The sequence below is a fragment of the Streptomyces sp. NPDC017202 genome, assembly GCF_044331705.1.
Taxonomy (GTDB): domain Bacteria; phylum Actinomycetota; class Actinomycetes; order Streptomycetales; family Streptomycetaceae; genus Streptomyces.
On sequence record NZ_JBIRNP010000020.1, the window covers coordinates 1 to 10,778 of the forward strand.

General features: G+C 72.3%; 10 protein-coding genes and 1 pseudogene. 8 read left to right on the forward strand and 3 right to left on the reverse strand.

Translation table 11 applies throughout. From position 1 onward, the window contains the following. The 4 genes from ACH4N1_RS28220 to ACH4N1_RS28235 form a co-directional block, all read left to right on the forward strand. The coding region (locus ACH4N1_RS28220; RefSeq protein ID WP_398101335.1) for an alpha-glucosidase C-terminal domain-containing protein at positions 1 to 555 on the forward strand (555 nt) is incomplete at its 5' end. Between the two features lie 28 nt (positions 556 to 583). After that, positions 584 to 1,945: a maltokinase gene (locus ACH4N1_RS28225; RefSeq protein ID WP_398101338.1), complete on the forward strand. Its 1,362-nt coding sequence runs from the start codon at positions 584 to 586 to the stop codon at positions 1,943 to 1,945. Positions 1,946 to 1,948: 3 nt separating this feature from the next. Continuing rightward, a complete protein-coding gene (glgB, locus tag ACH4N1_RS28230) occupies positions 1,949 to 4,153 on the forward strand; it encodes a 1,4-alpha-glucan branching enzyme (RefSeq protein WP_398101341.1) in 2,205 nt (734 codons plus the stop codon). 56 nt (positions 4,154 to 4,209) lie between these two features. Next, on the forward strand, positions 4,210 to 5,298 hold the full coding sequence (locus tag ACH4N1_RS28235) for a glutamate--cysteine ligase (protein WP_398101344.1): 1,089 nt from the start codon (positions 4,210 to 4,212) through the stop codon (positions 5,296 to 5,298). 26 nt (positions 5,299 to 5,324) lie between these two features. Here ACH4N1_RS28235 and ACH4N1_RS28240 read toward each other — a convergent pair whose 3' ends face one another. Further along, positions 5,325 to 5,558 (reverse strand): DUF6480 family protein, encoded by a 234-nt coding sequence (locus tag ACH4N1_RS28240; RefSeq protein ID WP_398101347.1) that lies wholly within the window; start codon positions 5,556 to 5,558, stop codon positions 5,325 to 5,327. Positions 5,559 to 5,729: 171 nt separating this feature from the next. Between ACH4N1_RS28240 and ACH4N1_RS28245 the strand changes: the two genes are divergently transcribed. Beyond that, positions 5,730 to 7,634: an AMP-dependent synthetase/ligase gene (locus ACH4N1_RS28245; protein ID WP_398101350.1), complete on the forward strand. Its 1,905-nt coding sequence runs from the start codon at positions 5,730 to 5,732 to the stop codon at positions 7,632 to 7,634. Positions 7,635 to 7,826: 192 nt separating this feature from the next. Beyond that, positions 7,827 to 8,261, forward strand: a complete 435-nt coding sequence (locus ACH4N1_RS28250) for an ATP-binding protein (protein WP_398101353.1) — start codon at positions 7,827 to 7,829, stop codon at positions 8,259 to 8,261. Between the two features lie 33 nt (positions 8,262 to 8,294). On the opposite strand, the gene ACH4N1_RS28255 is transcribed toward ACH4N1_RS28250, so the two are convergent. Together ACH4N1_RS28255 and ACH4N1_RS28260 are read right to left on the reverse strand one after the other, a co-directional pair. After that, entirely contained in the window at positions 8,295 to 8,732 is a 438-nt protein-coding gene (locus ACH4N1_RS28255) for an ATP-binding protein (RefSeq protein WP_398101355.1), read from the reverse strand. 44 nt (positions 8,733 to 8,776) lie between these two features. After that, positions 8,777 to 9,148, reverse strand: a complete 372-nt coding sequence (locus ACH4N1_RS28260) for a PRC-barrel domain containing protein (protein ID WP_398101358.1) — start codon at positions 9,146 to 9,148, stop codon at positions 8,777 to 8,779. A 231-nt stretch (positions 9,149 to 9,379) separates the two neighbouring features. Between ACH4N1_RS28260 and ACH4N1_RS28265 the strand changes: the two are divergent. Then, positions 9,380 to 9,721, forward strand: a pseudogene (locus ACH4N1_RS28265) (sigma factor); the annotation flags it as partial. Positions 9,722 to 10,097: 376 nt separating this feature from the next. Continuing rightward, positions 10,098 to 10,778 (forward strand): HAMP domain-containing protein (locus ACH4N1_RS28270; protein WP_398101361.1); only part of this gene is annotated, 681 nt, incomplete at its 3' end.

Consider the following 10,778-nt stretch of genomic DNA (forward strand, 5'->3'; position numbering starts at 1 on the left):
TCGCCCATCCTCTACTACGGCGACGAGATCGGCATGGGCGACAACATCTGGCTCGGCGACCGCGACGCCGTCCGCACCCCCATGCAGTGGACACCCGACCGCAACGCGGGCTTCTCCTCCTCCGACCCGGGACGCCTGTACCTCCCGACCATCATGGACCCCGTCTACGGCTACCAGGTCACCAACGTGGAGGCGTCGATGGCGTCGCCCTCCTCGCTGCTGCACTGGACCCACCGCATGATCGAGATCCGCAAGCAGAACCCCGCCTTCGGCCTCGGCTCCTTCACCGAACTGCCGTCCTCCAACCCGGCCGTCCTCGCCTTCCTGCGCGAGTACGAGGACGACCTCGTCCTGTGCGTCCACAACTTCTCCCGCTTCGCCCAGCCCACCGAACTGGACCTGCGTCGCTTCGACGGCCGCCACCCCGTCGAACTGTTCGGAGGAGTCCGCTTCCCCGCGATCGGTGAACTGCCTTACCTGCTCACCCTCGCAGGGCACGGTTTCTACTGGTTCCGGCTCATCCGAGCCGCATCCCGCGTCGGCCGGCGCCTGTGAGCGTGCGCCGAGGGAAGGACGCGTCACCATGCAGAAGACCGCATCTCTGAGCCCGGGCAGTGCCGTCGGCGTCCGCTCCACGGGGACGCTCGGGGCACTGCTGCGCGAGTGGCTGCCCCGGCAGCGCTGGTTCGCCGGCAAGGACAGGCCCCTCAACGACCTGCGTCTGCTGTCCATGACGGAGCTGTATCCGGGCTGTCTGCACCTCCTGGTGCAGACCGGTCAGTCGGGGGTGCCCTCGCCGGGCGGCACGCCCCCGCCCGGTGACTGCTACCAGCTGCTCCTGGGCATCCAGGAGCACCTGTCCCCCCGACTCGGCCGGGCCCTGATCGGCAAGGTCGAGGAGGGGGCGCTGGCCGGACTGACCGTGCACGACGCGTTGCAGGACCCGCGGTCGGCGCATCTGCTGCTGGAGCGGCTGCGGCATCCGGGGCCGCTGGGCCCGCTGTCCTTCGAGTCCGACCCGTCGGCCCGGGTGCCGGCGGGGCTGGCGCCCCGGCTGCTGGAGGCCGAGCAGTCGAACACGTCGCTGGTCTACGGCGACGCGTTCATCCTCAAGGTGTTCCGGCGGATCCAGCCCGGGGTGAACCCGGACCTGGAGGTGCCGGTCGCGCTGGCGGGGCAGGGGTGCGGCCGGGTGCCGGCGCCGGTGGCCTGGTACCGCACGACCCATCCGCAGGAGGCGACGCTCGGTGTCCTCCAGCCGTTCCTGCCCGACGCCTCCGACGGCTGGACGCTGGCCCTGGACGCGCTGGCCCGCGGGGAGGACTTCACCCGGCAGGCCCACGTGCTGGGCGGGGCCACCGCCGAGGTGCACCTCGCGCTGGCCGCGGCCTTCCCCGCCGGACCGCTCGGCGACAACGCGCGGACGGCGGCCGGGATGACCGAGCGGCTGGAGGCCGCCGCCCACCACGTGCCGGCCCTGCGCCCCTACGTCCCCGGACTCACCAGCGCCTTCGGCGCACTCGCCGCCTGCGATCCGGGACCGCCGGCCCAGCGCATCCACGGCGATCTGCACCTGGGCCAGGTGCTGCGCGCCGGACGCGAGTGGTTCGTCATCGACTTCGAGGGCGAACCGTCCCGGCCGCTCGCCGAGCGGCGCAGCGCGCACTCCCCGGTCCGGGACATCGCGGGCATGCTGCGCTCGTTCGACTACGCCGCCCGGCAGCGCCGTCCCTGGCGTCCCGAGTGGGCCCGCCGCTGCCGGGAGGCGTTCTGCGCCGGGTACGCGGAACGCGCGGGCTGGGACCCCCGCAAGAAGCACGCCCTGCTGCGTGCCTACGAAACCGACCGTGCCGTCTACGAGGTGCTGTACGAGGCACGGCACCGTCCCGACTGGCTACCCGTACCCATGGCGGCGATCGAACGACTCGCCGTCCGAGGAGGCTGACCGATGGCTCTGCGTGACTCTTCCCTGCCCGAGTCGGCCGGCCCCCGCCCGCCGGTGGCGCCCGCGCTCGACCCCGCCGACCGGGGTCGTCTGCTGGCGGGCGCGCACCACGACCCGCACGCCCTGCTGGGCGCCCACCCGGTGCCCGGCGGCGTCCTGTTCCGGGCGCTGCGCCCCTTCGCGCGCTCGGTCGCCGTCCTGGTGGACGGCGAGCGCACCCCGCTGCTGTCGGAGGGCGACGGTCTCTTCGCCGCCGTGCTGCCGCTGAAGAAGATCCCCGCGTACACGCTGCTGGTGGCGTACGAGGGCGACGAGTGCGAGGTGCACGATCCCTACCGGTTCCTGCCGGCGCTGGGCGACCTCGATCTGCACCTGATCCGGGAGGGCCGGCACGAGCAGTTGTGGAAGGCGCTGGGCGCCGAGCCGATGACCCACCAGGGGGTCGCCGGCACCCGGTTCACCGTGTGGGCGCCGAACGCCCGGGGGGTGCGGGTCGCCGCGGACTTCACGTACTGGGACGGCACCGCCTTCCCGATGCGTTCGCTCGGGGCGTCCGGGGTGTGGGAGCTGTTCCTGCCCGGCGTCGGCGAGGGCACCCGGTACAAGTTCGAGATCACCTCGCGCCACGGGCACCGCTTCCTCAAGGCCGACCCGATGGCCCGGTGCGCGGAGGTCCCGCCGGACACCGCGTCGATCGTGCACGCCTCGCACTACGAGTGGGACGACGCCGACTGGATGGCGCACCGGGGTGACGTGCCCGTGCACGTGGCGCCGTTCTCGGTGTACGAGGTGCACCTTCCCTCCTGGCGGCCGGGGCTGACCTACCGCCAACTGGCCGAGGAGCTGCCGGCGTACGTCAACGACCTGGGCTTCACGCACGTGGAGTTCATGCCGGTCGCCCAGCACCCGTTCTCCGGTTCCTGGGGTTACCAGATCACCGGCTTCTACGCCCCGGCCTCGCGGCTCGGGTCGCCCGACGACTTCAAGCACCTGGTCGACGCGCTGCACCGGGCCGGCATCGGTGTGATCGTGGACTGGGTGCCGGCGCACTTCCCCAAGGACGACTGGGCGCTGGCCCGCTTCGACGGGGACCCGCTGTACGAGCCCGGAAACGCGCAGCGGGCCGAGCACCCGGACTGGGGGACGTTCGAGTTCGACTTCGGGCGCACCGAGGTGCGCAACTTCCTGGTCGCCAACGCCGTCTACTGGTGCGAGGAGTTCCACATCGACGGGCTGCGGGTGGACGCCGTCGCCTCCATGCTCTACCTCGACTACTCGCGGGACTCCGGGCAGTGGACGCCGAACGTGTTCGGCGGCCGGGAGGACCTGGACGCGAAGGCGTTCCTCCAGGAGATGAACGCGACGGTCTACCGCCGCAACCCGGGTGTCGTGACCATCGCGGAGGAGTCCACGGCCTGGGAGGGCGTGACCCGGCCCACCGACAGCGGCGGCCTCGGGTTCGGGCTGAAGTGGAACATGGGGTGGATGCACGACTCGCTGGAGTACATCGCCAAGGAGCCGGTGCACCGCAAGTACCACCACCACGAGATGACCTTCTCGATGGTGTACGCCTACAGCGAGAACTACGTGCTGCCCATCTCGCACGACGAGGTCGTGCACGGCAAGCAGGCGCTGGTGTCGAAGATGCCCGGTGACTGGTGGCAGCGGCGGGCCAACCACCGCGCCTACCTCGCCTTCATGTGGGCCCATCCGGGCAAGCAACTCCTCTTCATGGGGCAGGAGTTCGCCCAGGGCGCGGAGTGGTCCGAGGGCCACGGCCCGGAGTGGTGGCTGCTCGACGAGGGCTACGGCGCCGAGGCCGACCACCGCGGGGTCCGGGACCTGGTGCGCGACCTCAACACGCGCTACCGCGCCACCCCGGCGCTGTGGCAGCGGGACACCGACCCGGGCGGCTTCCGCTGGGTCCTCTGCGACGCGGCCGAGGACAACGTCTTCGCGTTCCTGCGCCACGACGCCGAGGGCGCCCCCCTCCTCGCGGTCAGCAACTTCTCCCCGGTGGTGCGCCACGACTACCGGCTGGCCGTCCCGGACGACGTCCCCGTCTGGTACGAGGCCCTCAACACCGACGACATGCGGTACGGCGGCAGCGACGTGCGCCTGCTCGACGGAGCGAAGCCGGAGAACGGGGAGATCACCCTCACCCTGCCGCCCCTCGCGACGATGTGGTTGACGCCCAGGGCCGTGTGAACCGGGCCCGACAGGGCAGTCGGTGCGTACCACCTGCCGGAGAAGGGCTGCATCACGTGCGCACCGTCGGAGTCGAGGAGGAACTCCTCCTCGTCGACCCGGAAACAGGAGAGCCGCGGGCGCTCTCCGCCGCCGTTCTCGCCCGTGCCACCCGGGACCGGGCGGAACAGGACGTCTTCGAGAAGGAACTCCACAACCAGATGCTGGAGTTCGCCACCCGGCCGCAGTCGGGCATGGACGAACTCGGCGAGGAGATCGTCCGCATCCGCGCGGAGGCGGCCCGGCACGCCGGGGAGATCGGGTGCACCGTGGCGGCGCTGGCGACGTCGCCGCTGCCGGTGCGCCCCTCCGTCGGCATGAACCGGCGCTACCAGTGGATGGCGGAGCAGTACGGCATCGCCACCCGTGAGCAGCTCGTCTGCGGCTGCCACGTCCATGTGTCGGTGGAGTCGGACGAGGAGGGCGTCGCGGTCCTCGACCGGATCCGGCCGTGGCTGTCGGTGCTGCCGGCGCTGAGCGCCAACTCGCCGTTCTGGCAGGGCAACGAGACGGGGTACAGCAGCTACCGCAGCCGGGTGTGGCAGCGCTGGCCGTCGGCCGGTCCGACCGAACTGTTCGGTTCGGCGGAGCGCTACCACCAGCGGGTGGCGGACATGGTGGCCACCGGAACCGTCCTCGACGAGGCGATGGTCTACTTCGACGCCCGGCTGTCGGCCCGCTACCCGACGGTGGAGGTCCGGGTCTCGGACGTCTGCCTGCGCGCGGACACCGCCGTGCTCGTCGCCGCCCTGGTGCGCGGGCTCGTCGAGACGGCGGCCCGCGAGTGGAGGGCGGGTGTGGAGCCCGCGGACCACAGCGTGAGTCTGCTCCGGCTGGCGAGCTGGCGGGCGGCCAAGTCCGGGCTCACCGGCGATCTGCTGCACCCCGCGACCATGCGGCGCGCGCCCGCCGAGGCGGTGGTGGGGGCCCTGGTCGATCACGTGTCGCAGGCGCTGGCCGACCACGGGGATCTCGAACGGGTCCGCGCGGCCTGCGCGGACCTGCTGCGGCACGGCAACGGCGCGATGGTGCAGCGCGAGCTGTGGGAGCGCACGGGCAGCCTGCGCGAGGTCGTCACCGGCTGCGTACGGCACACCCAGAGCTGACGCACGCGCCGGTGCGGCCCGCGCGGTCAGAAGATGAGGATCAGGGCGTAGGCCAGGAAGAAGGCCGCGACCAGCACGGCGACGACGATGATCAGGGTGAGCGGGCCCTTGGCCCAGCCTGTGGGAGGATTGTGGGTCTCCCGGGGGCCGGCCTCGGGCATGCTGCTCTCCGCCGGCGGGGTCTCGCCCGGCGGCACGCCGCCGCCCGGTTCGAGTCCGGTGCTGCGTTCCGGTTCGGGGTCGGGGTTGATGTGGGTCATGTGTCCCGAGTCCCCGGACCGGCCGCCCTCCAACAGTCCGCCGCCGAGATCGTCCGCGCGGAATAGTTGTGCGTTCCCGGCCACAACCGCCCCTGCCTGAGCTACATTCGACCACCGTCGATAACAGTGCTCGTCGACGGAGTCACAGCCCGTACCTGTCAGGAGCAGCGCATGCGCGACGTCGCCCTCGCTCCCCCCGCCGCCTCGCCCCTGACCGGAGGGCTCGCCGACAGCGTTTTCGAGACAGCCGCCCGTACCCCGGCCCTGCCGGTGCTCGCGCGCCGGTCCGCCCCCTCCGGGCCGTGGGAGGAGGTGACGGCCGTGGAGCTGCGGGACGAGGTCGTGGATCTCGCCAAGGGGCTCGTCGCCTCGGGGATGTCGCCGGGCCACCGGGTGGCGGTCATGGCGCGCACCCGCTACGAGTGGACGGTGCTCAGCCACGCCCTGTGGGCGGTGGGTGCCGAGGTCGTCCCCGTCCATCCGACGTCCTCGCGCGACCAGGTCGAGTGGATCCTGCGGGACGCGGGCTGCGTGGGAGTGGTCGTCGAGGACGAGCAGAGCGTCATGACGGTCGGCTCGGTGTGCGCGACGCTGCCGACCCTGCGGCACGTCTGGCAGCTCGACGCGGGGGCGTTCGAGGATCTCACGCGGCGCGGCGAGGTGATTCCGCAGACCACCGTGGACTCGCTGCGCCGGATCGTGCTGCCGGACTCCACCGCGGTGATCGCGTACACCTCCGGCACCTCGGGCCGCCCCCTGGGCTGCGCGCTCACCCACCGCAGCCTGGCCTCGCCCTGCGACACCCTGCTGGCCGGCTGGAGGGACACCGCGGGGCCGCCCGGACAGCAGCCCTCCGTCCTCGCCTTCCTGCCGTTCTCCCACGTGTACGGGCTGATGATCCAGGGGCTGTGCCTGCGCGGCGGGATCCTGATGGGCCACGAACCGGACCTGAGCGGGGACGCCCTCTCCGAGGCTCTCCGCTCGTTCCGTCCGACCCACCTGTACGGGGTGCCGTCGGTCTTCGAGAAGATCTACAAGAACTTCCTGCGGGCGGCCCAGGAGGCGGGCCGCGGCGCGCTGTTCGAGCGGGCCGCGGGCACCGCCCGGGACTTCGCGGCGGCCGTCGAACGGCAGCGGCTCGGCCGCGGCTCGGGCCCCGGCCTCGACCTGCGGCTCCAGCACGCCCTGTACGAACGGACGGTGTACCGCAGACTCCGCACCGCCCTGGGCGGCCGCGTGCACCGGGCGACGTCGGGCGGCTCACCGCTCCACCGCGACCTGTCCCTCTTCTACGAGGGCATCGGCGTCTACGTCCACGACGGGTACGGCCTGACGGAGACCAGCGGCGGGATCACCATGCAGCCGCTCGGCCGGGAGAAGTCGGGGACGGTCGGGCAGGCCCTGCCGGGCACGGAGATCCGGATGGCCGACGACGGGGAGATCCTGGTGCGCGGCCCGTCGCTGTTCCAGGGCTACGTCAACGACGACGCCTCCACCCGGGCCGCGTTCCGGGGCGGCTGGCTGGCCACCGGGGACCTCGGCCACCTGGACCCCGACGGCTATCTGACCATCACCGGCCGCAAGAAGGACGTGATCATCACCAGCAGCGGCAAGAGTGTGGCCCCGACCGCGCTGGAGCAGCGGCTGCGGCTGCACCCGCTCGTCCACCAGGCGGTGGTCGTCGGCGACAACCGGCCCTGCGTGGGCGCGCTGATCACGCTGGACCCGGAGTTCCTGGCGCACTGGCGTCGCAACCTGCCGCCGTACGGAGGTGACCGCTCCGACCGGGAGGCGCGGGAGGAGAGCGCGCTGCGGGAGGAGGTCGGGCGGGCGGTGGCCGCGGCCAACAACGCGGTGTCCCGGGCGGAGTCGATCCGGGTCTTCCGGGTCCTGCCGGAGCCGTTCAACCAGGCCAACGGATTGCTGACGCCGTCGATGAAGCTGCGCCGCGACTCGATCGTGCGGCACTACGCGGCCGAGATCGAGGCGATGTACCAGGCCCGCGTGCGGGTGCCCCGGGAGAACCCGTCGGCGGAGGTGCTGAGCTGGGACGACGCCGACGACGTGTTCCGCTGACGTACCGCGCGCCCCTGACGCGCGCCCGACGTGCCGAGGGGGCCGCGGCCCACGCGCTGCGGCCGCCCGGTCGCCGTGCGTGGGCCGGGTGCGGCACGCGTAGGCCGCGCCGCCCAGGGAACCCTGGGGAGTGGCGACCAGAGAGCGGCACGAGAAAGGACGACGGTCCCGGACAGAGGGCCGCACGACGACATGGCAACCGAGCCCCGTGGTAACGACTCACCGGCCTCCTGGACGATTCCGGGCCGCACCGCCCGTTTCGCGGGTGCCCCGCAGGACGTGACGGGTGCGCGCCTGGCCGCGGAGGACTTCCTCCGCGCACTCGCCCGCGCGGCCCCGCCCGCGGCACCCGAGTGCTGGCACGACATCGTGCTGATCGTCACGGAGTTGGCCTCCAACGCCGTCCAGTACGCGCCGGGTCCCTTCTCGCTGCATCTGCGGCCCACCTTCGACGGGGTGCACGTGACGCTGCACGACACCAACCCCACGGCGCCGGCCCCGCGCCCCTTCCACCCCGACGCCGGGGGCGGCGGCATCGGCTGGCACCTGATCCACACGCTGTGCAGCCAGGTGAGCGTGGTGTCCGAGGACGAGGGAAAGGACGTGCACGTCTTCCTGCCGTGGTGAGCGGGGCTCGGCCGCGGGCCACCGGCCCGTCCGTCAGGGGGCCTCGGTCCCGACGGGCACGAAGACGGTGATCGTCTTCCCGCCGGAGGGGCGGGGACGGATGCTGATGTCGCGGGCCAGCCGGAGGATCAGCGGCCACCCGTAGCCGCTGCCGTGGTGGCCGGAGGGAAGGGTGCCGGGGCCGTACGCCGCCTCGGGCACGACGTCGCTGTGGTCGTGGACGGACAGCCGTACCCCGTCCCGCCCCGGGGTCGCCTCGAAGCCGGCCAGGCCGCCGCCGTGCCGGACGGCGTTGGCGACCAGCTCCGAGACGACGAGCAGCAGGTCGATGAGGTCGCGTTCCGCGGCCGGCCGGGTCACCGCGTCCCAGCCGGCGTCGACCAGGCCGCGGACGTGGGCCCGCGCGGACGCGGCGGTCGTCACCCGGGCGGTCTCCGCCGCCCGGGTGGGCAGGAGTCCTTCTCCCCTCACGGCACGAACCTCACGACACGACCCTCATGGAAACCGTGGCACGGTCACGCGGTCGTCGTCCCGTGCGGCATCAGCCGTCGATAGTAGTCGGCGACGGCCGCCAGGTAGTCGGGGTCCATGGTCTCGCTGTCGGTCCGGAAGCGCGGTGCCTCCTTGACCTCGTCCACGGTGCAGGCGACCGAGACCTTCCGTTCGGCCTCGTCGACGGACGTGACGACGCCCACCGGGACGACCGCGCTTCTGCCGAACAGCCAGACGCCCGTGTCGACGACCAGGTGCCACATGCCGTGGTGGCCGTCCTCCCGTTCGACGTGCCCCAGGGTGCCGTCGGTCCCGGCCACCCCGTACCCCGTGAGGTCCTGTCCTTCGACATGCCCGCTCTCCGACGGGTAGGACCAGATTCTGTCGATGGTCACGCTGCTCCCTTCTCGCGTTCCACAGCCCTGATACCCGGCCGTCGCGGCCGCATTCGGAGGGCTTGTGCCGCCGCGTCCCCCGGCTCGTGCACGCCGCGGAGGACGGTGCGGGGCGGGGGCGCATCCGTCGCGGCACGAGCGGGGGAAGCAGGGGGCGGACGGAGCGCGTCGTCGGACGGCTCGACGGTCCCCGCGCGGTTCAGCGGGCCCCCACGAACGAAAGCGGGCGGCATGAGCGCCGTGACGGCACAGGAACGAACGGCCACGGCGGGGCTGCGGGCCGGCGGCGACCCGCGGGAAGGGGTTCCGTTCGTCGAGGCACCCACCGCGGTCGGTCCGAGGGACGCGCGGGCGTTCTCCCGCCCCTTCTTCGAGCGGCTGGCCGTCCTCGAGGAGGGCACGCGCGAGCACCAGTACGTGCGCAACACCCTGATCGAGATGAATCTCTCGCTGGTGCGGTACGCGGCCTCCCGGTTCCGCGGCCGGGGGGACTCGATGGAGGACGTCGTCCAGGTCGGGACGATCGGGCTGATCAAGGCCATCGACCGGTTCGAGCCGGCCCGCGAGAGGGAACCGGGCATCTCGCAGATGCACGTCTCACGCCTGATCAGCCGCATGGTGGCCCGGCTGCGGCTCGGCCTGCTGGGATCCGAGGTCGCCTGACGAGGGTCGCCCGACGAGCCGCATCCGTACAACGAAAAAGAAGACGAGTACCCCGTTTCCGGTGGTGCATGCACGGTGCGCACCTTGTGAATCTTCTGTGCGCCCCGCGTGACGCGACACTTTGTTCCGCCGCAGGCGGATGGGTTAGCCTGCGGCGTATTTATCTCTTCGCGTACATCCGTGAACTGCGGAAATGCACGCACGACCGGAGAGCGCCGTCTCCTTGGGACGGCCCGGTTCCGAGCCCCCGCCGGGGGGGCTCCCAGGGAGCGGAACGAGGGGACGCATGACCAGCAACGCCACCGAGGCCGCCGAGGCACCGGGCGACCAGGAACTGAGACGCCTCCTGGCCGGCCTGACCGCCGTACGGGACGGAGACTTCGGCACCCGGCTGCCCGCCGACGGCGAAGGCCTCATGGGCGACATCGCGACCGTGTTCAACGGCATGGTCGACCAGTTGTCCGTCTTCACGTCCGAGGTCACGCGCGTCGCCCGCGAGGTCGGCACCGAGGGAACCCTCGGCGGCCAGGCCGAGGTGCCGGGGGTGTCGGGCACGTGGGCCGACCTCACGGACTCCGTGAACGCCATGGCGGGCAACCTGACGACCCAGGTCCGCGACATCGCCCAGGTGGCGACGGCGGTGGCCAAGGGCGATCTCTCGCAGAAGATCGACGTGCCCGCGCGCGGCGAGATCCTTCAGCTGAAGGAGACCGTCAACACGATGGTCGACCAGCTCTCCGCCTTCGCCGACGAGGTCACCCGCGTCGCCCGCGAGGTCGGCACCGAAGGACGCCTCGGCGGCCAGGCGCAGGTGCCCGGCGTGGCCGGTGTCTGGCGCGACCTCACCGACTCGGTCAACTTCATGGCCGGGAACCTGACCGCCCAGGTCCGCAACGTCGCCCAGGTGACCACCGCGGTCGCCAAGGGCGACCTGTCGCAGAAGATCACCGTGGACGCGCGCGGCGAG

Coding starts and splice junctions, on each gene's coding strand:
- glgB (WP_398101341.1), top strand. CDS start 1,949: ATGGCTCTGCGTGACTCTTCCCTGCCCGAGTCGGCCGGCCCCCGCCCG.
- ACH4N1_RS28250 (WP_398101353.1), top strand. CDS start 7,827: ATGGCAACCGAGCCCCGTGGTAACGACTCACCGGCCTCCTGGACGATT.
- ACH4N1_RS28245 (WP_398101350.1), top strand. CDS start 5,730: ATGCGCGACGTCGCCCTCGCTCCCCCCGCCGCCTCGCCCCTGACCGGA.
- ACH4N1_RS28240 (WP_398101347.1), bottom strand. CDS start 5,558: ATGACCCACATCAACCCCGACCCCGAACCGGAACGCAGCACCGGACTC.
- ACH4N1_RS28225 (WP_398101338.1), top strand. CDS start 584: ATGCAGAAGACCGCATCTCTGAGCCCGGGCAGTGCCGTCGGCGTCCGC.